This window comes from Thermococcus sp. JCM 11816, from assembly GCF_055396515.1.
The window spans coordinates 1,319,685-1,340,746 of sequence record NZ_AP043741.1; the positions used below are offsets into that span (position 1 = coordinate 1,319,685).

Annotated in this window: 17 protein-coding genes and 1 pseudogene; 9 read left to right on the top strand and 9 right to left on the bottom strand. The window is 52.0% G+C overall.

Going from position 1 to position 21,062, the window contains the following annotated elements:
• Nucleotides 1-4: 4 nt before the first annotated feature.
• Nucleotides 5-973: an ABC transporter ATP-binding protein gene (locus tag ACZ5TN_RS07495; RefSeq protein ID WP_464916385.1), complete on the bottom strand. Its 969-nt coding sequence runs from the start codon at nt 971-973 to the stop codon at nt 5-7.
• A gap of 161 nt (nt 974-1,134) precedes the next feature.
• Here ACZ5TN_RS07495 and ACZ5TN_RS07500 point away from each other — a divergent pair, with 161 nt between their 5' ends.
• The 3 genes from ACZ5TN_RS07500 to ACZ5TN_RS07510 all read left to right on the top strand — a co-directional run bounded on the left by ACZ5TN_RS07500 (nt 1,135) and on the right by ACZ5TN_RS07510 (nt 2,891).
• Complete coding sequence (locus ACZ5TN_RS07500) at nt 1,135-1,419, top strand: hypothetical protein (protein ID WP_011250975.1); 285 nt, start codon at nt 1,135-1,137, stop codon at nt 1,417-1,419.
• A 140-nt stretch (nt 1,420-1,559) separates the two neighbouring features.
• Nucleotides 1,560-2,117 carry a transcription factor E gene (tfe, locus tag ACZ5TN_RS07505; RefSeq protein ID WP_011250974.1) on the top strand — a complete coding sequence of 186 codons (558 nt, stop codon included), beginning with the start codon at nt 1,560-1,562 and terminating at the stop codon, nt 2,115-2,117.
• A gap of 33 nt (nt 2,118-2,150) precedes the next feature.
• Nucleotides 2,151-2,891, top strand: a complete 741-nt coding sequence (locus ACZ5TN_RS07510) for a DUF2110 family protein (protein ID WP_011250973.1) — start codon at nt 2,151-2,153, stop codon at nt 2,889-2,891.
• Here ACZ5TN_RS07510 and ACZ5TN_RS07515 read toward each other — a convergent pair.
• The 5 genes from ACZ5TN_RS07515 to ACZ5TN_RS07535 form a co-directional block, all read right to left on the bottom strand.
• Entirely contained in the window at nt 2,869-4,233 is a 1,365-nt protein-coding gene (locus ACZ5TN_RS07515; RefSeq protein ID WP_464916386.1) for a hypothetical protein, read from the bottom strand. The genes ACZ5TN_RS07510 and ACZ5TN_RS07515 overlap by 23 nt on opposite strands.
• A 129-nt stretch (nt 4,234-4,362) precedes the next feature.
• The gene (locus ACZ5TN_RS07520) at nt 4,363-5,250 is read right to left on the bottom strand and encodes an Mrp/NBP35 family ATP-binding protein (protein WP_011250971.1); all 888 of its coding nucleotides are present in this window, start codon (nt 5,248-5,250) and stop codon (nt 4,363-4,365) included.
• Nucleotides 5,251-5,332: 82 nt separating this feature from the next.
• Nucleotides 5,333-6,079: an ABC transporter ATP-binding protein gene (locus tag ACZ5TN_RS07525; RefSeq protein WP_464916387.1), complete on the bottom strand. Its 747-nt coding sequence runs from the start codon at nt 6,077-6,079 to the stop codon at nt 5,333-5,335.
• Complete coding sequence (locus ACZ5TN_RS07530; protein ID WP_464917571.1) at nt 6,076-7,110, bottom strand: FecCD family ABC transporter permease; 1,035 nt, start codon at nt 7,108-7,110, stop codon at nt 6,076-6,078. Before ACZ5TN_RS07530 ends, ACZ5TN_RS07525 begins: the two co-directional genes overlap by 4 nt.
• 5 nt (nt 7,111-7,115) lie before the next feature.
• Nucleotides 7,116-8,249: an iron ABC transporter substrate-binding protein gene (locus ACZ5TN_RS07535; protein WP_464916388.1), complete on the bottom strand. Its 1,134-nt coding sequence runs from the start codon at nt 8,247-8,249 to the stop codon at nt 7,116-7,118.
• A gap of 268 nt (nt 8,250-8,517) precedes the next feature.
• Between ACZ5TN_RS07535 and ACZ5TN_RS07540 the strand changes: the two genes are divergently transcribed.
• Entirely contained in the window at nt 8,518-8,934 is a 417-nt protein-coding gene (locus ACZ5TN_RS07540; protein WP_464916389.1) for an OsmC family protein, read from the top strand.
• Here the strand turns inward: ACZ5TN_RS07540 and ACZ5TN_RS07545 are convergent.
• Complete coding sequence (locus ACZ5TN_RS07545; RefSeq protein WP_464916390.1) at nt 8,931-9,959, bottom strand: arsenic resistance protein; 1,029 nt, start codon at nt 9,957-9,959, stop codon at nt 8,931-8,933. The genes ACZ5TN_RS07540 and ACZ5TN_RS07545 overlap by 4 nt on opposite strands.
• A 305-nt stretch (nt 9,960-10,264) precedes the next feature.
• On the opposite strand from ACZ5TN_RS07545, the gene ACZ5TN_RS07550 reads away from it, so the two are divergent.
• Both ACZ5TN_RS07550 and ACZ5TN_RS07555 read left to right on the top strand, forming a co-directional pair.
• Nucleotides 10,265-10,654: a NifB/NifX family molybdenum-iron cluster-binding protein gene (locus ACZ5TN_RS07550; RefSeq protein WP_464916391.1), complete on the top strand. Its 390-nt coding sequence runs from the start codon at nt 10,265-10,267 to the stop codon at nt 10,652-10,654.
• Between the two features lie 116 nt (nt 10,655-10,770).
• The gene (locus ACZ5TN_RS07555; protein WP_464916392.1) at nt 10,771-11,763 is read left to right on the top strand and encodes a TDT family transporter; all 993 of its coding nucleotides are present in this window, start codon (nt 10,771-10,773) and stop codon (nt 11,761-11,763) included.
• A 39-nt stretch (nt 11,764-11,802) separates the two neighbouring features.
• On the opposite strand, the gene ACZ5TN_RS07560 is transcribed toward ACZ5TN_RS07555, so the two are convergent.
• On the bottom strand, nt 11,803-12,537 hold the full coding sequence (locus ACZ5TN_RS07560; protein WP_464916393.1) for a sulfite exporter TauE/SafE family protein: 735 nt from the start codon (nt 12,535-12,537) through the stop codon (nt 11,803-11,805).
• Nucleotides 12,538-12,654: 117 nt separating this feature from the next.
• Here ACZ5TN_RS07560 and ACZ5TN_RS07565 point away from each other — a divergent pair.
• The 3 genes and pseudogenes from ACZ5TN_RS07565 to ACZ5TN_RS07575 all read left to right on the top strand — a co-directional run.
• Nucleotides 12,655-12,760: pseudogene (locus ACZ5TN_RS07565) on the top strand (diphthine--ammonia ligase); the annotation flags it as partial.
• Nucleotides 12,761-12,855: 95 nt separating this feature from the next.
• Complete coding sequence (locus ACZ5TN_RS07570) at nt 12,856-15,273, top strand: hypothetical protein (protein WP_464916394.1); 2,418 nt, start codon at nt 12,856-12,858, stop codon at nt 15,271-15,273.
• On the top strand, nt 15,270-18,299 hold the full coding sequence (locus ACZ5TN_RS07575) for a hypothetical protein (RefSeq protein ID WP_464916395.1): 3,030 nt from the start codon (nt 15,270-15,272) through the stop codon (nt 18,297-18,299). The genes ACZ5TN_RS07570 and ACZ5TN_RS07575 overlap by 4 nt, the downstream gene beginning before the upstream one ends.
• A gap of 13 nt (nt 18,300-18,312) precedes the next feature.
• Here ACZ5TN_RS07575 and ACZ5TN_RS07580 read toward each other — a convergent pair whose 3' ends face one another.
• Nucleotides 18,313-20,895, bottom strand: coding sequence for a hypothetical protein (locus tag ACZ5TN_RS07580; RefSeq protein WP_464916396.1), 2,583 nt, complete (start codon nt 20,893-20,895; stop codon nt 18,313-18,315).
• Nucleotides 20,896-21,062 lie beyond the last annotated feature (167 nt).

Consider the following 21,062-nt stretch of genomic DNA (forward strand, 5'->3'; position numbering starts at 1 on the left):
GCTATCAATCCCTCAGCCCCCTTCCGGTCAGCTTTATGAAGACGTCCTCAAGCGTCGGCTCCTTTCTCTCGACGGAGACCACTTTAACCTGATTTTTGACGAGCCACTCGACCAGCTTTGGAAGGTCTTCCTCGTCAACGCTCCCCCTAAGCACTGTTCTCTCTTCAGTACTCTGGACGACTGCAAGCTTCCAGGGGGATTTTTCGAGAAGTGCTGGATTGAATTCCCTCACCGCGATTTCAACTGTTTCCTCGTCTTTCACGAGCTTTTTCAGGCCCTCGGGAGTATCAAGCGCTATGATCCTTCCGTGGTCTATGATGGCTATCCTGTCGCAGAGCTCCTCTGCCTCGACCATGTAGTGAGTGGTCAGGAGCACGGTCTTTCCCCCTTCCTTTACGAGCCTCTTCACGAAGTCCCTGACAAAGAGAGCGCTCTGAACATCCAGACCCAGCGTAGGCTCGTCGAGGAAAAGCACCTCGGGGTCGTTTATCAGGGCCTTTGCTATCGCCAGCCTCTGCTTCATACCGCGTGAATAACCCATCACGAGGTCGTTCCGTCTCTCCCAGAGCCCGACCAGCTTCAGAAGCTCTTCAATTCTCTCCTCCATCTCGGATTTCGGGACGTAGTAAATCCTCGCAAAGTACTTGAGGTTCTCATAGGCGGAGAGCCTCCAGTAGAGCGTCCTCTCGCCCTCGGCCACAAGGTTTATCCTCTTCCGAATTTCCCTTGCATCTCTTATGAGGTCGAGTCCGAGTATTTTGGCGCTCCCCCCGCTCGGTTCGAGGAGCGTCGTCAGCATTTTTATCGTAGTCGTTTTTCCTGCACCGTTTGGGCCGAGCAACCCGAAGAGCTCTCCCCTCTTGACCTCGAAGCTTATACCCTTAACTGCCTCGACCCATTCAACCTTTCGGAAGGGGAGGGGAATCTTCTTGGGGTAGCTCTTTCTGAGGTTGTTAACTTCAACGGCCTTCATAGCTCTACCCGACTAAACTCAATCCGATATCTAAAAAAGTTGCTTTCATAACTTTTAAATAGGCAGGTACAAGACTCATTAAGAGCGAAATAGAAAACCCTTAAAAGAGCATCGCCTTAATGATATGGTAGCAGAAGGGGCTTAGGCTGGAGGTGAGTCCTTTGGAAGTCGTAATCGACAACTTCAAGCCAAAGATTACCCGTCCTTTCAAAAGGAAAAACGAGTACTGGGTCAAGCTCATCACTGAGGATGGGGAGTACATTATGAAGTTTAAAAGCCCCCTGGAGGCTGAAGATGCCATCTATGGAATGCTCGATGACCTTCAGGTTTACGGGGGCAAGGTCAAGCTGAAACTCCGCGAGGGGAACGTGATAGAAAAAATCGAGGTTCTTGAGCTTTACAAGCCCTCTGCCAAGGAGCTTCTGGACGAATACTTTAATGATTGATGTCCTTTTCTGTTCATTATAGTTTCTATGGAGACGGGAAAGGTATATATATCATTGGGCCCTATTTTTCTATTGGAGTTTACCCGTTAAGGCGATTGTATCCACTCAGAATAAAATCAAACTCTGGGAGGCTGCTGTCAGTGGCAAAGCGCAAGAACAAGGAGCTCCTCGAAATCGCACAGGAGATAGGTGGAGAAGAGGCCGTTGAGGTAGTCAAGGCTCTCGAAAAAATGAAAGAGGCCACCGATGAAGAGCTGGCAGAGGCAACAGGCATAAGGGTGAACACGGTAAGGAGAATACTCTACATGCTCAACGACGAGGGGCTGGCCGACTTCAAGAGAATCAGGGACCCTGAAACCGGATGGTATTACTACTACTGGCGCCTTGAGACCAAAAAGCTCCCCGAAATAATTCGTTCTAGAAAAATGGCGGAGCTTAAGAAGCTCAAGGAGATGCTGGAGGAGGAAACCAGTGAGATATACTACTGGTGCGGCACTGAGGGGCATCCAAAGCTCACCTTTGATGAGGCAATGGAGTACGAGTTCCAGTGCCCGATCTGCGGCAAGATGCTCATGCAGTACGACAACACACACATCATAGAGGAACTCAAAAGACGAATTGAGGAGCTTGAGATCGAGCTGGGCCTCAAGAAGAAGCCCAGAAAGACCTCAAAGAAAAAGAAGTCAAGGTCTGAGTGAATGGCCTCTTAATGAACTTCGGGGATGGTAAAGATGCGGGAAGTTGTTATTCTGGAGAAGGTTTATGGAGACAGAAGCGGCTTTGAAAAGCTGAACAAAAAGCTCCGCTCGCTTCTCGGCGAGCTTGATGTTGAGTGGAAGCTCTCAGCTGTTAAGAAGAACTGGGTGAAGGTAACCCTCTCAGGGGAAGACGAAGAGGTAAGTGCCAACCTCGTCAGAGAGGAGTTCGGCGAAGTCCCCTACAGTCTGAAGAACGTGGAAGAAGGCCAGAGCTACCGCGGACGCTTCATCGACCTTGGAAAGGTCGGCTACGGGGCCTACGTGGACATAGGCGTGTTCAGACCGGCCCCAAAGGACGCTTTGTTGCCCCTTTACTACCTCAAAAAGACCTTCGGAGACATTCCGGTCAGGGGGATGATACGCAGGTTTGGATGGGTTGATAATCTTCCAGTGGAAGTGGAAGTCACTAGGGTCGAGTTTGGAGCTAGGGAAGTCGAGCTGGCCTTCACCGAGGAGCAGTTGAAGCGCATCAAGTCATGGATAAGTGACGGATTCGACAAGCTCTTTGTTGTCGGAACCATCAGCGAAAAAGTGGAGGAAGCACTCATAAGGACGGGTCACGGAAGGGACGTTAAGAGGCTGGAGGAACTCGGCCTTATGGAGACCCTCCTGGTTCTGAAGAAGGGCACCCAGGCTCCTGGAATCATAAAGGCCATAGGACCACACTTGCCCGGAGCCGTCTTCGGGGCAATCAAATTTGAGGAGAAGCCCTGATCAGCCTGACGGCAAGCACAGATAGAGAGAAGAGTGCATAAGGAAGAAGCTCGGATTTAAAGGGTGTTAAAAGCAGCAATACTGCCGTAGATACCGCAATGAATGCAGTTGGGCCCTTTTTCCGGATTTTGATATCTTTTCTTCCCCCAATAATCTTAGCCCCAACATACACCAGAACTACCAGCTGGAGCAACGCTTCTTTCGCGATATTTTCAGTTATAATCTCAGTATGGAATGCTCCAGGATACCAAGGCGATATCCAGGATTTTCCAAGATTGTAATATACCCAGAGGGCTCCAATTGATGATAGCAGTAAGTAAGGAACGTTTCTGCTGACCCTACCCGGGAATACTATAACAAAGACAAAGGGCAAGAGAGCCAGATAGGGATTGAAGGCCGTTCCCACCACCGTGAACAGCGCCATCAAAAGCATCGAAAAGACCCCCGAAGAAGAGGGGGCGAAGTTTGAACTGCACACAACCGCCACCACAACCGCGAAGGCCAGCAATCCCAATATATCGTTCGAAGTCAGGAGCCACTCCCTAAACGAGGGCGCGGAGAGCACCAAAAAGAACGCCACAATACCCAGACTGCGTTCCCTTCTATGGGCAGTGTAAGCGGTTACGCCGAGAAGGACAAAGATCAAAAGCCACCTCACTGCCCAGAACAGCCTCTCATCGGGGGGAAGAACTTCCAGAGTGCGGGAAATTATTACGATTGGCACATCATTGATAGAGGCGCCGTTCAAACGTGCCAGAGAAAGGTAGAGTGTTTTTGAAATCAGGTGTGCAGGGATTGGTTCGAGTAGAACCCATTCCCCTAAAAGAAGAGCACCCATCAGGAAGGTGCTTCCAGCGTAGCTCCCGTCCCTTCTTAAAACTAACATCAGGATAACAGCATAAACGATAATGCTCAGAGTAACAACCGCAATTTTTACGGTGTTCTCTTTTATATCAACAAACGGCTCGTATGTCAGATAAAGGTTCTCAGAGCTTCCGGTAATCAGGACAGTGCCATTCAGCACAATGATTGAAGGCTCTAGAGAGGCAGAGGGATCAAGGCCAGTCTCGTTCCAGATTTTGGCAATCAGGTCGTTTGTATAAACGTTCCCAACGAGAACGAAGATATCGTTTCCGTGTGTTTTGACAGCGGAGAGCTTTTCATCGACGTAAACAGCCCATCCCCTCGACCATGGGTCGTTGCCCGGAACAACTTGATACGTCAGATTCGAATCAAGAAACTTCACGAACGCATCTTTGTTAGGGCGATAACTAACCTCAGCGGCTGAAACGGAGCCCGCCAGCATCAGTATGAGAAACAGAGCAGGAAGAGCCTTCTTCATCTGCCTCCCGCAATTGGTATGAAAAAGGTGTTAAAAAGTTAATGCAGCCTGGTCCAGCGCGGCCCCATCGCTTCGGCTCCCGCCGGCCTGAGCCGCGCTGAAAAGGTTGAAATGTAAAACTTAAAGGGTTTACTCCTCAGCTTTCTCGCCCTTCATTTCCTCAAGCTTCTTAACGAGCTTCTCAGCCAGCTCCATGAATGCCTTTGCCGCCATGGTGTCTCCATAGAGGACTATCGGGATTCCCGCATCGCTGGCCTCCCTGGCCTTGAGGTCTATCGGTATTTCACCGAGGAACTCAACGCCTTCCTTTTCGGCGAGCTTTCTTCCACCACCCCTGCCGAAGAGGTCTATCTCGTTGCCGCAATGCGGGCAGATGAGGTAGCTCATGTTCTCGACGACCGCTATGTAGGGAACCTCCATCTTCTTCATCATGTTGACGGCCTTCCCAGTGTCGAGTAGGGCTACCTCCTGTGGCGTGGTGACTATCACAGCCGCATCGAGGGGGATGCTCTGGGTAACGGTAAGGATTTCGTCGCCGGTTCCAGGCGGGAAGTCGATTATCATGAAGTCAAGTTCTCCCCACTTTGTATCTCCAAGGAGCTGTTTTATGGCCTTGGTCACGAGGGAACCGCGCCATATGACAGGCTGATCCTCTGGAACGAGGAAGCCCATGCTCATGACCTTGATAGGAGTTACCTGACCCATGAAGTCCGCCATTGGGGGGATCATCTCAAACCTTCCATCGTCCATTCTCTCGGCAAGAACGTCAGCCTTGTCAACGCCGAGCATCTTGGCGACGTTCGGCCCGTGTATGTCGGCATCTAGGATTCCAACGAAATAGCCCATCTTCGCGAGGGCGGCAGCGAGGTTGACCGCGACTGTGCTCTTACCAACGCCGCCCTTACCGCTCAGGACGGCTATTTTGTACTTCCACTTCTTCTGCTTCTCCTGAATCCTCTGGGTGAGCGGATCGGCGCCAAGTCCGCCTATGTTGAGGGTAGGAGCTTTGATCGTCATCTGCAACACCTCCGACTTAGGTTTTCCCAAGGGCTTAAAAGGTTTGTCCAGAAATTTGACAGTATTGCCCACATTTGAGTAATTAGAGGGGGACAACAACCGGAATCCCGTGCACCTCCCCGATTTCGACCTCCGTTCCGTAAACCTTCCTGAACAATGAAGGCTTCAGGATCTTACGGCCACCGTCCGCAACAACCCGTCCCTCTGAAATGAAGACGAACCTCTCCGCAAAGCGGATGGCGAGGTTGATCTCGTGCATGACCATGATAACGGTTTTGCCCCCAGAAGAGAGCTCGCGCGCAAGCTTCATGACCTCAAGCTGGCTCCTGATGTCGAGGTTGTTCGTTGGCTCGTCAAACATAAAAATCTCAGGCTCCTGTGCCAGGGCGCGCGCTATGCCGACCTTTTGAAGTTCGCCACCGCTCAGCCCCCTGGTGGGCCTTAAGGCGAGGTGATCTATCCCCAGCTTTTTCAGTGCGTTTTTAACGACCTCTACATCCCTCTTCGAGGGCCTCAATCCCAGGTAGGGTCTTCTACCAAGCAGAACGGTATCGAACACGGTCATAAAACCCGGTTCCGTTCTCTGCGGGATATAGGCCACAAGCCTCGCTAGTTCGTTCCTAGAGTACTCCCCAATTGGCCGTCCTGAGATATAAATACCATTGCACCTGAGGATTCCAGAGAGACACTTCAGCAGGGTGCTCTTCCCGGCGCCGTTTGGGCCGAGTATTGCGACAAACTCCCCATCCTCAATCTTCAGGTTGATGCCCTTCAGGACTTCAGTGCCGTTGTAGGAGTAGTGAAGGTTTCTGGCCTCAACAGCGGTCATCTTCGTCCCTCCATCCTGACGAGGAGGTATATGAAGGCCGGAGCTCCAAGGAATGATGTCACTATCCCAACGGGGAGTACAGTGGGGGCAAGTACAAGCCTCGCAACGGTGTCGGCCGTGACGAGGAGTAAAGCACCAGCGAGAGCCGAGAGTGGTATCAGAAACCTGTAGTCTCCCCCCGCTATGAGCCTGATGAGATGTGGAGCTATCAGGCCGACGAACCCGATAACTCCGACGAAGGCCACACCCACGGCCGTTATCAGGGCGGCAAGGAAAGTGGATACGAGGCGAACCCTCTCTACCTCCACACCAACGCTTTTGGCCACTTCCTCTCCAACTGCGGAGGCGTTCAAATCCCACCTCTTTACGATGAAGTATGCAAACACAGGCACAAAGACCAGGAGCAGTATAACGTCCTCCCGCCAGGTTGCTCTTCCAAGGTCGCCGAAGCTCCAGTAGACCATTGCTGCGAGCTGGAGTTCATCCGCAAAGTACTGGATGAAGGTTGTTAGTGCCACAAAGAGGGAGCTCATAGCTACTCCGGCGAGGATTATTGCCTCTGGGGAGAGTCCCTTGAGCTTTGCCAGTAAAAGAATCACGCCCACAGCAACCATGGCGCCAGCGAACGCGAAGATGACCACTGCATACGGGTTGTCGAGCGAGATTCTACCGGTGCTCTCCGCATAGCCGGCACCGAGGATTATGGCGAGAGAGGCACCGAACATAGCCCCGTGGGAGACTCCCATTGTGAACGGACTCGCCAGGGGGTTTCTCAAGAACCCCTGCATTACCGCGCCGGAGACGGCGAGGGAAGCACCAACGAAAAGGGCGGCAACTATACGCGGCAGGCGAACCTTCCAGACTATGAGGTAAGCGTTTCCGCCCTCCCTTCCAAGGAGTGTGTTTATGACATCACCCGTGGATAGTGAGTACGAACCGTGGGACAGAGAGTACAGGCTAACCAGGAGTGTGAGAAGAAGTAAAAAGAGGCCGATGAGGAACTTTCTGGCGATGTATCCCTCGTAGTCCATGGGCATCACGGTGAAGTCGGCAGTGAGTACTTAACGGTTCCGTTCTCGAAGTCTATCTTTCCGAAGCCGCCGAACTGCTCCTTGAGGGTTTCATAGACCGGCTTTCCAACGAGGAATGCATAGATTTCGTCCGCTTTCTTCACTGGATCAACGTCGCTGAAGTGCTCCGGGTAGAGAACTTTTCCAATGTAGTAGGTATCTGCTATAGCCGTTCCGAGGTTGGTGTTGTAGAAGTTGAACGGGAGCAGTCCGTACACCCTGCCCTCTTTTAGGGCGCTCAGTGCCCTGTAGAAGTCCGGGTTCTTCCTGTAGTCGTCGAGGATTATTTTCAAGCCGCCTTCATCGATGAAGAGGTAGTCCGGGTCTTCCTTGAGGAGCCACTCCTTGTCGACGGTCTTCCATCCCGGGCCGAGGGAAGCGGCTATGTTGGTCAGATTCAGCACCTCGAAGGGGGCGTAGTCACCGTAGGTGCTCTCTATTCCGTGGGCACCCTTGTAGCCTATCCCACCTACGTAAACCCTTGGGCTCTTCTCACCCTTCACCCTCTTCTGCAGGTCTTCCTGGACGGAGTTGAAGAAGTTAATCAGCTCTTTTGCCCTCTCTTCCCTGTGGAGTATCTTACCTGCCAGTTGAATGGATTCTATGAGCCGAGGATCGTTGAAACCTTTCATTCCTCCCCTCGCACCGTAGCTGAGGACAACGACTGGAATCCCGGTCTTCTCCTGAATCTCATCGGCCTGCTCCTTGCTTATGAATACCGCTATTATCACGTCAGGGGAGACGTTGGTGAGTGCTTCCAGGTTGGGAAGCTTTCCCGGGCCTCCCGGGCCTATGCTCGGGAGGTTCTTCAGCTCCGGGTGCGCGATGATGTAGGGCCTTCCGTAGGAGTACTTCTTCTCGAAGTCCTCCACTCCCACAACCATGTCGCTCGCGTTGAGGTAGACGATGAGCCTAAGGGCTCCTGGCCCGATGGCAACGACCTTCTGGACATTTACAGGAACCTGAACGGTTCTGCCCAGGGAGTCTGTTACGGTTATGTACTGCTGTGAGGCTTTCTCTGTCCCATTTGAGGAAGTACCCACACAACCGCCTGCAAGAACTACGAACAGCACCAGAAGAACTGTCGTTAATCTCTTCATATCAGGCCCTCCACTCGAGTCCAGTTATCCCCCCTGAGATTTTCCGGGGATAGAACTGGTGAGTTTTCAAGGGGTGGAACACTCCGACTCGGAGTTTCCCTATGTACTGGAGCACAATTCCCATACGATCATCGGGCGTGTTCTTCATTGTGTCACCGAAATCCAATATAGTAACACGATTTAAATGCTTTTTGGAAAATTAGTGTTCTTAACCTTTGGTTTGTACTGGGTTTTAAAAATGGCGGGGATAACTTTCAATGGTGATTTCATGAAGCGCCTTGAGTATTCAGCACACCTGAAGTGGGACGGCAACGTCGGAAGTGAAGCGAAGGTGAGGGAGTTTACCTTTCACATAGACACGAACACGGACGGCCACAACAAAGGACCAAACCCGACGGAATACCTCTTGGCCGCTATAGGTGGCTGTCTGACTGTCAACTGGGGCAGGCTGATCAAGAAGATGCGTCTCGACGTGAAGGGCTTTGAGGTAGAGGTCAGGGGCTGGCGCGGGCTTGACGAGCCCCAGCTGAAGGAGATAACCTACAAGATCACCGTCTTCACTAACGAGGACGAGAAAAAGATTATGCGCGTTAAGGAGCTGGCCGAGAAGTACGGGACGGTCTTCAACACCGTTGGGGCGGAGAAGATATGGGGAGAAGTGGAGATAATAAAGCTGGCAGACTAAAGGGTCTCCGCTTTGCTTTTCTCATTGAGGTCTAGGTAGGCCTCAAAGAGGCACCTTACCCTCTCCGCGAGCTTGAGGTAGAGGATGAGGAAGATTATCTGGAATATTGGGAGAGTCGCCGCTGGGATGGCCACAAGGGGCTGGAACGCGAGTGTAGCTATCGCTATGGCCGTCCCGTTGTTCTTCCCGACGCTGAGGAAAGCTATCCCCATGTGTTCCTTGTAGCCCAGACCGAGAACCCTGTCCAGCCACGTTATTAGAGCAAGCATGATGATCATGTAGACCGTGTTCACAACAGCAAGTTCAACGAGGATTGCCCACCTGCTGAGCAGGAGCTGGGCCTTCATGAAGAATATTAATCCCACGAGGAGGAGCATGGTGGTCATTGTTATCGAACCAAAGAGCGGCTTCAGCTCAAGGAACCTCTCCTTGCCGAGCTTCCTCGTGAGGAGCCTCCTCGTGAGGTCTCCGAGGAACATTGGGAGTATGAGGACTATGAAGACCGTCCTCAGGAGCAGTGAAAGAGGAACAGGGACGTTGTAAGCGCTACCGAGGAGCTTTATCCAGAGCGGGAGCATTACAGGGATGAGGAGGAAGTTAACGCCGAGTGCTACCGTAGCAACTTCGAGGTCTCCCCCGGCTAAACCGGCGTAGCCTATGCTCATGGATGAACCCGGAACGAGCATGACCAGGAGAAAGCCGAGGGCCATGTTGGGGTCATGGATGAAGCCTTTGACGAGGAGAAAGGCCACCACGGGAGTAAGGGCAAAGTTGTAGACGAGGCTCAGGAGGACGGGCTTCGGCTCCTTGAGAACCTTGGGGATTCTCTCAAGGTTGAGGTTTATCATCATCGGGTATATCATGAGGAAGACGAGTATTGTAGTGAGGTTGCTCAACTCAGCTTTGTGAGCCTTTGCAAAGCCCGGAAAGGCCAGTCCGAGAGCCCAGCCTACGGCTATTGCTATGAGCGAGTACCAGAGCAGGTTTTTCTTAAGGTTGTTCGCGAGCTTGCCGAACATGTGCATCACCTTTATGATATTTTCTTCATCTGAAATTAATTTAATTTGAATTTAACATCATTTAAAAGCATTGCTGGACAGAGCTGGGTAACAGATCCATGCAAGCCAGACAAAGCCGGCTACCCTTCCATCTTTCACGGGCTGAACCTTGATGCCCCACTTTCCGAACCAATGAGCGCCTGAGAAGCTCTGGAAGCTGAAGGTCAGAGGATTGGGATAGACCTCGTAACCGGGGAGATATTCAAGGAGTAAAGGCGTGCATATGCACAAAGCTTATATTTGAAAAAACTTTCAGAAATGGTGGTGATAGCATGAGAATCGCGCTTCCTGTAGATGAAGACCTTGGGCTGGAAAGTCCGATGAGCGGACACTTTGGAAGGGCCAGGTACTTCGCCTTCGTGGACGTGGAGGACGGCGAGATAAGGGGCGTTGAGGTGGTTCCTGTCCCCTTTGAGGAGCACGGCCCAGGTGATTTGCCCAACTTCATAAAGGAACACGGGGCCGAGGTCGTCATCGCCTACGGGATGGGAAGACGGGCAATAGAATACTTCAACCAGTTTGGAATAACGGTCGTAACCGGCGCCTACGGAAAGGTCGGCGATGTAGTTAAGGCCTTCATCGAGCAGGTTCTTAAAATTGACCCTTATTGGAAGGAGAAGATAGAGCGGGAGAAGGAAAAGGAAGGGCACTGCGAGCATTGATTGTTTCAGCCGTTTTATTCTTTATTTGAGGCTCTTTTCCTGTTAAGCAGTTCTCAACCGAACGTTCAAAAAACGCTTAAAAACAAAAATATGGCGATTTCTTCAGGTGAAGAAAAATGAGAATAAACGTGAGAGATTTTGCACCGAGCTGGTTTGCGAGCGTTATGGGGACGGGAGCACTGGCTTTAGTGAGTAAGGCGTACTCCTCGAAGCTCCCAGCGCTTGGCACGTTTTCGAAGGCACTGGTGTATCTGAACACCGCGGTCTTCTTCATTCTCCTGATACCCTGGCTGCTGAGGTGGATCAAGTATCCCTCTGAGGCGAAGAGAGACCTCTACCACCCCGTAACGAGCCACTTCTACGGAACGATGCCGATAGCGATGACGATAGTGGCGATGAACCTCGCAATGATCGGCTACAGGGAAATAGCCCTCCCGCTCTGGATTCTTGGGAGCATTCTCGTCGTGGTCTTCGCCCTCCTGATACCCTACCTGTTTTTCGTGGGTGAGGGGGTAGATGTAAAGACGATAACGCCAGCGTGGTTTATACCACCGGTTGGGCTTATCGTGATACCTCTTACGGCCCTGCCGTTCCTTCCGCAGTCCCAAACGTGGAGAGAGGTTTTTATTGCGTTCAACTACTTCGGCTTCGGCGCGGGCTTCTTCCTCTATCTGGCCCTCTTCGCCATAGTGATGAGGCGCTTCATAACCCACGAGCTCCTCCCGCCCCTGATGGCGCCGGCAGTCTGGATAAACCTCGGACCGCTTGGAGCGGGTGCCGTGGCGTTGTTAAACCTCGTTAAGGTAATGCCCGTTGCGAGAGAGGCTTTCAAGGGCTTTGCCTTCATCCTCTGGGGCTTCGGGCTCTGGTGGCTCATCATGGCCATCCTGATGACGCTCCACTACCTCAGAAACCTGCATCTCCCCTACAGCCTCGCCTGGTGGGCCTTCATCTTCCCCCTTGGGGCCTACGTGAGCGCGACCTACAACGTTGGGACGAGCCTCGGGATAGGTGCAATGGTGGACTTCGGTTTTGCACTCTACTGGTTCCTTCTGGCCCTGTGGCTGGTCACGGGAGTTAAAACGCTCCTCCACGACTTTTCCTCGTGATTTTCCTGATTTTCCATTTTTCTCCCTAATCAAAAATAATCAAAGAACCTTGAGAACCATCTTCAGCGCTATCAGGTAGAGAATAACGCCGATTACCTTCTTTACCTGCTCGGAACTCATCTTGAAGTGCATGAGATGTGTTCCGAGCCAGCCGCCAGCTATCGCAGAGATTGAAACAACCCCCAGGAGCTTCCAGTCGAGAGCTCCCATACCCCAGTAAGTGAGGAAGCCGCTCAGCGATGAGAAGAAGACCACCAGAGCCGTTGTCGCGGCCACTTTTTTCGGCTCGTAGCCCAGCATTATGAGCGTCGGGCTTATTATACCCCCTCCGCCGACGCCGAGCAGCCCACCGAGGAACCCAGCCAGCCCTCCGATGAGCGAGCCCTCGATGATGTGGTTCCCGTTTCCATCCCTCGGCCTCGGCTTGAAGAAGATCATCATCGTGCCAGAGTACAGGAGAAATAGTATGAAGATCCAGAGGACATACTCTTTTGGTATGAACTTACCCGAGTAGGGCCCAAGGGGAGCGAAAATCGTCGCCATAATCAATATTGGAAGGCCAAAGCGGTGGTCGAGCTTGCCGTGCTTGATGTTCTTAATCGTTGCCGAGAGCATCGAGAGGGTGTTTATGAAAAGGCCAGTGGGCTTCGCAACCATGAGGGGTATTCCGAGCCACGTCATGGTTGGAACTATTGCTATCGCGCTTCCGACTCCCCCGATAGAGAAGATGACGCTCAGGATGAAAGCTATGATGCCGACTGCTATGTAGTCCATTAGGCCCACCTCATTTTTATTGTCATGCCGAATGAAATGGAGCTCATTTAAAAAGTTTTTGAAATGTCAAAGCTACATTCTATCACTGAACAATTGCCAATGAAAGCGAGTGTTTAAACTTTCGAGAGAGACGCGCCCCTTCTTCAGGGCTAAGATTGTCTTCGATGAGCCCGAGAAGAAGTGGGACGAGTGCAGCTACTCTGGTGTGCTTGAGGTTAAGAGGGAACAACCTGGAGCAGAAGTAAACGACTTTTTTCTTTATCATCCCACAAAGAGCAATGCGAAACATTCTTATATTTTACTACGTTACATAGATTGGTGCTCCTTATGAATGATAAGGAAGTCCAAATTCATCAAAGTTCAGGCCTCCAAAAAGCATTGGTTAATGCTTTCACAAGTTACGTTGAGTCCGGGATTTACTTCGGCCCCCCTGATAGGGAATTCCGGAGAATACTCCTTAACTCAGGAGTACCCCTAAACAAAACCCGCAACTGGGGGCATGCACTAATCCACGACGAGTATCGCCTTGGGGATGTGCTGTTGGGGCTTATCAAATCCATTGAGGAGTTTGGATACAAGCATCCCCTCAGGAGGATATCAAGGGCAGAGAGGACGGGGGAGATACCCGCACCGTATTCTGAGTTCCTCATCTTATGGGGTAGACTCTCAACTGGAGGAGAGGGGATACCCATTGGGCTGCTTATAAGTGCAGGAAGCGCCGAGGAGGTGCTGGAGATTTATTACAATGAGGTTCTCAAGGATGCATTCGACTCAGGAGTGTTTGAGAGACTGTGGGACTCCTACATGGACAACCGAAAACCGAACTACATTCCCCTTGAAGGGCACGAAAAATACGAAGATGCCCTGAAAAGCATCCCAAGAAATGATCGTAAAAAGCTGATGAAACTAAACTACGAGGGCAAGAGCTTTCCCTCGTTCCCTGGAATAATAAGAGGAGCTCGCTTGGCAGTCTTTCCGAACTCCGGGAGGTTCTACTCTCCACCCTTATTCGGGGAGGGGTGGAACAGGGACAGGAGCGTTCTGAGGGTCCTGTTAAAACATAAGGACAAACCGCAGGTTCTTGAGTTCCTACGGCACTTCGAGATCGAGTGGCTGGAGTTGGAAGATTTGGAGGCTCTTTTTGGTCTTCGGGAGAAGGTCTTCAACAGGATTAGAAAACGGCTTATCCAAATCTCGAAGGAGCGCAAGCTGGGAAAACTCCAAGCAATACCCCTCTATGTAAAGCCCATTGGAACTACAAAGATAGGCTCAATTAGCCCCACCAAAGTGGATAGAGTAAGCAGGACAACGTACCTAGTTACCACCTTTAACTGGGGGAAAGGTGGATGGCCAGAAATCAAGAACCTTCAGGAATTACTCACAGTTATGATGGCAAACTCCTACTACCTTCCAAAGACAATCGAAGTCCTCAAACAGGACATTGTGCTTTCCCCACGCTCCAGATCAAGGAAAATCGAGGAGTGGACGAGTGTCATCAAGGCGACGTTCGACTCAGTTCTCCTGTATGGGCTCCTGGGGGGCATCGTTAGGATGGACGGACTCGACGTTTCGAAAGGGCATATAATCTTCTTAAATTTCCTGAACACAGACGACAGGAACACAGTCGTTCACGACTATTACTACCACCTCCTAGATGGAGTGGAAAGAATGGATCTGATTTACGGCACTGAGGAGAGAACCAGGGTAAACGTTCAGAACTTTAACCGGGACATATACTCATACACGCCGGTTCAAAACGGGGAGGCACTGCTCCTCCATAAAAAGATGCCGGAGAAAAAACGCCAGAAGCTCATCCCCCATCTTCTATACGAATTCGAAGACGGCATGGGCGGAGTTGTCTACAGACTCGACACATCAAAGGGGAGAAAAGAGCCCTCCACCGTTTGGTACGTTGGTGGTTCAAAACTTAAGGCCTACGAAAGGCATCTCGACAAACACTGGCTCCTGGGATACCTCTCACAGCATAGGGAGGAATACTACGCCTCCATGTCACTGAGAAATACTTCCACCGCGGGCTATCTTCTCTCAATCGGGGGCAGGGACGTTGGGACACACCTCAGGGTTTACGCCCATGGGCTCTTTGCAAGGTCCGTCTATTCTGGTGAGGAGTCGAACTACTACATCAGGCTCCTGAAAACTTCAGTGTACGGGCAGGTAGGCGGGAAGAGGGTTAGACTCATCCCGAGAGGGATACTATACAGGAGGGACAACCCGAAGGGCGCCCTTGACAGCCATCTCACGATATTCAATGACCTCGTGGATGCCACGGGAGATGAGGGCATTCATCTGGTTCACATTCAGAACATTAAGAACTCAGATATTGCGGGTTTCCTCAAGGACCTTCCTCCGTCCGTTATTATGGTGGATTGGGACGGACTGGTCTTTTCAAAGGAAGAATTCGATAGATCCATGGGAATCAAAAGGAACTACCGCTCTTGGCTGGCAGTGCTCGAGTTCGAGGGACAAGGTGCCAGGGTCTTTGTGACGAAGGATCCGCAGGAGAGTCGCGAATCCCGCGTCTACAGGCATCCCCTTATGATGATATTCTCGGAGAACGTCCTTTCCGATGAGGAGATGCTTTTCATTCTCGGACTGGCGGACGAAAAGGGAGGGGTAAGCTTCGCCGGGACGAGACGCCTGTTCCACACCCCATACCCCGACACTTCACGGAAGGTCATCCGGCCGTCCCTACTCCTAGGAGGTGCCGCAGAATGAAAGAGAGCTCCCCGGCGGTTCTCTATGGGGAAGCCTTTGAGCTCGGGGTGAAGGCGGGACTTGCTCCTCTCGCCTACCAGCTACCCGATGGGTACGATGTCGAGGATTTCGAGGACGCCCTAATAGGGGGGGATACAGCCCTCTTGGAGAGGGCCAGAGAAATTGCCATGGGTGCTCTGGACAGGTACAACTATATCATTGAAGAAAACTTAAGCAATGAAGAGAGGATTTCGAGAATCGTAGAAGTCTTCAGGGAAAAACAAAAAGAGAGGGCCGTTAAGTTCTCCATCAAGGAATCCAACCTGGGGAATACTGACGTGGTCAACATACTCTCCCTCCTTCAGATGGGACACAGAACGGGAAGTATCCTGAGTGAGAAATACGAAAAGTTCCTCATAGAGGCTCCGGTGGGTTACTCCAACGGTTATTTATACCCGGATTTCATAGCGTTCGGAGGAAAAAGTCCAGTGGCCATCGGAGACTTCAAAGTGCTTTTCGGGTACTTTGATGCAGACCTTGCAAACGTCGCCTGGAGCGTTAGTTTTGAGACCTATTCAATGGAGGAGCTACTAACAAGGGCGAAGAGAATAAGTGAATACAGCTTTAAGACCCTATACAACGCCGCCGGAAAGTACGCAAAAGTCCTCAACTACGCAAGAAAATTCGACAGGTTCCCCATTGAGGCAGTCGTCGTCTTCCCGCTGGGAATTTCAGTTTTGAAACTGAAGTCGCCCGCAGACATCGGGGAATACTACTCAAAGCTGAGGGAGCTCCTGGAGAAAATGCTGCCCGAATCTTTCCTCGAACAGGCTAGGGATATTCTCAACGGTTTCTACACAGGGAACGCCTTCATTAAGCGCGACGATGATACAGGAACATTCTACTTTCACAGGAGAAGTGGTGATGAAGGTATACCGCTAAGATTCGAGAGGAAAGCGCTTCAGGGGAACAGTAGACGCATCAAGGCTCCTAAGCCTGTGTACACCGGAATCGATGCGAGAAGAACCAGACACGGAAGCGACCTCCTGGAATACCTAACCAGGTTTGATCTCATCATCGATGCCTCGGACCAGGGGGTTGGTAAGAACTACATTTTTCTCGAGTACGCCAGAAAGGTCGTTGGAGAGGGTGGAAAGGTTCTCTTCATCTCTCCGAGACTTCACATCCTCAGGGAAACGGAGAGAAAACTAAAGGAGAAAGGGGCAACGACGGTTTTCATATCCTCGAGTGCCAGAAAGACACTGAAAAGGGGGAAAACCTACATCGAGACCCTCAAAGCCCTCGGTGCCGGGGATCACCGGGCATCTCGGAAGCTCATGAGGGAGCTACGTGGGGATGAGCCGGAGACTATACTCGCCACGTCCCAGGCTTTCCAATACCTAAACGAAGGAAGTTGGGAGCAGATACTCCGGTACGCTGACCTCGTGGTGTTTGACGAGTTTACAAACTCGGGCGCGGGAGCCGTTGAGGGCATACTTGGTTTTCTCAGAAAGTTCTCCAAGAATCCAAGCGGGACGAAGGTGATGATACTCGACGCCTCCATGACGCACCCGGACCTGTATATCCCCGCCCTCAAGAGGCACATCTCAGGCCGCGGAATGGTTTATACTCCCCTGGAAGTTCTCATATCAAGGATTGAAGATGATCCTGTTGTTAGAACGTTTAGGGTGAACTCAATAGAAGCCCTCTACTACCGCATGCACCTCGACTTCCCTCTCGAATACTACGCCATGGGTCTGACAGTCCACTCCCACATCCCAGACTGGAACGCCCTGATAGTTGGTGTGGGAGAGATTTTAAAGGAGGGCGGGGCGGATTTTGAAAAACTCCTGGACGAAGGAAAGGTCGTTTTTTATGTGGACAACCGCCTCTACGTTGATGACCTGACTGAGTTTCTGGTGGAGAAGGGGTATACCGCAATTCCTGTCCATTCTGGGATCGGGATGTCCTCCGAGGAATTAAAGGGCAACGTCGTTGGAACGTCGAGCCTCGCCTTCGGCGTGAATCTCGAAGATCACGATGCTCTCGTCTTCATGTCCCCCTATCCCGGCTACAGATACGACAACAACGCCTACGGGATAGAGCTCTATCGTCAGGTGATAAAAAGGCTCAGGGGACACGAGGCCAGCAGGAAGCACATTGCTTTCGTTGCCCTGAGCGGGGATGGAGGGGAGTACTCGGAGGGGATCGCCTACCTCTCCATGGTCAGTTTTATCCGGAACCTGCTACTCAACAGGGACTTCCACGTGAGGCTCCCCATGCTCTCGGGAAAGGGACGCTTTTTCAGATCGTACGGTAGGGGCCTAAAACCAGGAGAGAACAGGGAAGTACCTTTCGAGGTCTTTATGAGGGATTACTACCCCCAGCTCAAGCGCCTGTTTATGGCCTCTGGATTCTCCCTCAGGCCCGTCTTCAGGTTTGAGTTCGGACTAAGCGGTGACTGGGAGCTGCCGGTTCCCTTCAGGGTACATAGAATACTCGGCGAGCACCTCACAAGGGACTTCACTCTCGAAGTCACACCCCTGAAGGTCCAGTTCGACCACACTGAACGGTTTAGGGAGGTTTTAATGGATAGGAAGTATCGGAAGAGCGCGGAGCTCTTAAGAAGCCTAATTCCCCGGATTGACGAGTACCTCCCCTCAAAGAACGAGTACGAGCTCGCCAAGAAACTTGAGAAGGCCCTCCGCCCTAGTTACATCCTGGCAGGATACTCCTCGATCCTGATGGTGCCCTTCCTCTATCCCCGCCATGTCAAAGAAATTCCCTATAGCATAGAGTCTCCCCTCAAAAGGCTGTTCTCAGGAGACCCCAGGTACACTGAGATTCCGGTCAAGGTCGTAGATAAGGATAGGGGCGTTGAGAACTTTGGCATACTCGCCATACATCCGGCCTTTGGGATGACCACCCACAGGGGAGATATTCCAGTTCAAGAAAAGCTGAAGACTATGCTAGAGGAGGAACGCCTTCGGAAGAACCGCCTCTATCTTCCGAACGTGTGGAAGGGATACGACTGGATAAAAAGATGAAAAAGAGAAACGCTCAATCGCTCCTCACGTCCAGCCCGAACCACACCTTAGAGCAGCCACCTGAGACGCCGCAGACGTCAAAGTCCAGCGACCAGTACTTGCTCGGGATTCCTGATGTAACGTCCCAGTCGAAGTAGTCGTCATCGAAGACTATCGTTATCCCAACGTTGCCCATCGGGTCGTCGTCGTTGCCCCACTTTCCGGCATCTTCTTCCCAGCCTGAGTACTCCATGTAGAGGAATGGAACCCTAGCGTCGTCGCGCTCCAGCATGGCCAAGCCGGGCTTCAGGGAGAGCTTGTTCCCGCTGATGTATTTGTGAAATATCTTCCGGGCCGAGCAGGGCTGGCGGTTGAAGGTAGCGCCCTCGTGCGAGCTCACCGGATAGGAGTAGGCGTAGCCGGCTGGAGCTAAAACGTCAACCTTGACGTTGTGGAGCCCCTCAGTTTCACCGAGGCTCTCAAAGCCAGCGCAGGCCCTCGCATAGTAGTAATACTCGTCGTCCCCTATCTCGGTGTCCTTCGTGAAGTCCACCTCTAAAAGTTCCGCCTTGAGGTTGTCGTACTTGAGGAGCCTCGGCACCTCCACCTCGTAAATGACGTAGGTTACGCGCATGTTGCCGTCCCTCGATTCAGCTGTTACGCGGTAGCCCCCCGTGAAGTCGGCCTCGTTGGGATGGAGCACGTAGACGGCATCACCGACTCTGTCCGGCTCTGCTCCAGCAAGCCAGTTGAAGACGCTCCCCCAGAGCTCGTCCCCGCTCTGGCCCGTCGCCAGCCAGTTCATCCACGTGACTCCTTTATACGCGTAGTCCGCCACCGTTCCAATCTCTCCTGTCGCCATTCCAACCGCGAAGTCCGTGAGGTAGCCTACCGTCTTGGTGACGTATTTTCCGGGCTCGTCCCTGTCCCAGCCCGCTGTTTCGAGGACTATGATCTTGTACTTCTTCGCCTCGTCAATGGGCATCGCGAGGATCGGATAGCCGTTCACGAAGGGCATGTTGAGAGAGCCCGTCATCCTATCGTCGTGATACAAAAGTCTGCTGTTGTCCTCCGCCTCGACCCAGTGGCCGATTGGATAGCCGAAGGTGTAGGGCGAGCTGTGGTTTATCGGCCAGGCCTTTCCATCGGGCCAGGTCATTCCGTAGGCCCACGAGGAGAGCTGTATTTCCCCCTCCGCATAGTCCCCGTTCTCCTTTACAAAGACGTCCTCCACAACAGCCACCAGGTAGCGGTCAACGTCCTTCTCGATGCTCATCCCCTCGCTTGCGTCAACCCAGAGGTTGCTCTTTGCTGGAAAGCGCTCGATCCAGTTCGTCATCCAGAAGCGGAACTTCCTCCACGGGACGAGGCTGTAGAAGTTCTCTATCCTGAGACTGACCTTCTTTCCCAGCTGGGTGTTCTCAACGGTCACGTTTCCATCTCTGAAAAGGCTCCCGGATTCATCTTTCAGCTCGTAGTTTCTATCTCTAACTTCAAGTATCCAGTCGGCCATTCCGTCGTCACTGCTATCAATAAACCCTGTGAATGACAGCCAGGTGTCCTTCGTTACGTAGAACTCAAAAATCAGGTCGTACTCGCTGCTCGTGGTCCTGATGCTCACTGGCTCATCCTCTATACCAAAGAAGGCGCTGGTGTAGTAGTCTATCCTCCCCTCCTTGGCCTTTATCACGAAGCTCTCCTTTGAGGGGTATGCGAAAGTGGAAAACTTGGAGCTCATCGGAACGGCCTCTACGCTCATGTAGGTCTTTTCCGGAAAGATCGACGAGAAGTTCTCTATCGTGAAGCTCACGGAAGAGCCCTTAAGCTCAACCGTCCCCTCCTTGAGCTTTAGAGGGCCGTTTCCGGTAATCTCGTAGAGCGTGAAGCTCCCTCCGCTTATCCCGCCGTATAGGTGGACCTCCCAGCGCTTCCCGAACTCGTTTCCATCGCTCAGCTTCATCACGGTTGGCTGATAAGTTATCTTCTTCCCCGTTACGGGGTCCATAATGAAGGGTACATGTATGTACTGCCCTAGAAGGCTCTCGTTCCTGAAGTGGAGCGTTAGAGTCACGCTTTTCCCGGGTTCCGTTGATGACGTGGCCAGACCAACCCACTCGATAACGTCCTCCTCGCCCGGAACGCTCGCCGTTGAACCCAGAGGCCCAATGTAAGTTAGGTTTGAAGGGTTTATTGGAACAATCTGGAGAATGGGCTGGAGAGTTATGTTAAGGACGATGTCCTCCGGCAGGGAGAAGCCGGGGCCGCTCCCCTCGATGGTCTTGTTGTCTTCACAGCCGGAATCCTCGCCCATATCCCCCGTGCATATTGGCAGCCCATCTTCGTCAAGCTGGACACTCCCATTAGGCGTCGGCGTTTCCGTAACTGTCTCCGTGCCCGTCTCAGTATTGGTTTGAGTGACCGTTTCAGTGACAGTTTCGGTTGTGGTTGTTGTCCCAGTGTTTGCCTCGTCCATATGATCAGTGGAAGTGCTTACGCTCGTTCCAGTTTCGGTCGTCTGGCCCCCTCCAGTGGAAACGGGGCCGTTGTCCACGCATCCGCCTATGAGAACTAACCCGGCTAGCAACATAAAAACCAGAACGCGGTAGGTTCTTTTCATCACGACACCTCCGCTCCAAACCGGAGCAGAAAAGAAAAAACTGGATGCCCATAGCGGTTTGGATTGCTTTTATTTTGTCGTCATTTTATTTAAGAGTTTTCTCTAGCTTCCATTTGCCTACATCCAAATTTTCTGGACACTTCTGCCCAAAACTCTTGGTTGATAAC

Excerpts from the sequence above, each read along its gene's own strand:
- ACZ5TN_RS07530 (WP_464917571.1), bottom strand. The coding sequence starts at position 7,110 with ATGGACTACGAGGGATACATCGCCAGAAAGTTCCTCATCGGCCTCTTT.
- ACZ5TN_RS07550 (WP_464916391.1), top strand. The coding sequence starts at position 10,265 with ATGAGAATCGCGCTTCCTGTAGATGAAGACCTTGGGCTGGAAAGTCCG.
- ACZ5TN_RS07560 (WP_464916393.1), bottom strand. The coding sequence starts at position 12,537 with ATGGACTACATAGCAGTCGGCATCATAGCTTTCATCCTGAGCGTCATC.
- ACZ5TN_RS07515 (WP_464916386.1), bottom strand. The coding sequence starts at position 4,233 with ATGAAGAAGGCTCTTCCTGCTCTGTTTCTCATACTGATGCTGGCGGGC.
- ACZ5TN_RS07540 (WP_464916389.1), top strand. The coding sequence starts at position 8,518 with ATGAAGCGCCTTGAGTATTCAGCACACCTGAAGTGGGACGGCAACGTC.
- ACZ5TN_RS07535 (WP_464916388.1), bottom strand. The coding sequence starts at position 8,249 with ATGAAGAGATTAACGACAGTTCTTCTGGTGCTGTTCGTAGTTCTTGCA.
- ACZ5TN_RS07575 (WP_464916395.1), top strand. The coding sequence starts at position 15,270 with ATGAAAGAGAGCTCCCCGGCGGTTCTCTATGGGGAAGCCTTTGAGCTC.
- ACZ5TN_RS07545 (WP_464916390.1), bottom strand. The coding sequence starts at position 9,959 with ATGCACATGTTCGGCAAGCTCGCGAACAACCTTAAGAAAAACCTGCTC.
- ACZ5TN_RS07525 (WP_464916387.1), bottom strand. The coding sequence starts at position 6,079 with ATGACCGCTGTTGAGGCCAGAAACCTTCACTACTCCTACAACGGCACT.
- ACZ5TN_RS07555 (WP_464916392.1), top strand. The coding sequence starts at position 10,771 with ATGAGAATAAACGTGAGAGATTTTGCACCGAGCTGGTTTGCGAGCGTT.
- ACZ5TN_RS07510 (WP_011250973.1), top strand. The coding sequence starts at position 2,151 with ATGCGGGAAGTTGTTATTCTGGAGAAGGTTTATGGAGACAGAAGCGGC.
- ACZ5TN_RS07520 (WP_011250971.1), bottom strand. The coding sequence starts at position 5,250 with ATGACGATCAAAGCTCCTACCCTCAACATAGGCGGACTTGGCGCCGAT.
- ACZ5TN_RS07580 (WP_464916396.1), bottom strand. The coding sequence starts at position 20,895 with ATGAAAAGAACCTACCGCGTTCTGGTTTTTATGTTGCTAGCCGGGTTA.
- ACZ5TN_RS07495 (WP_464916385.1), bottom strand. The coding sequence starts at position 973 with ATGAAGGCCGTTGAAGTTAACAACCTCAGAAAGAGCTACCCCAAGAAG.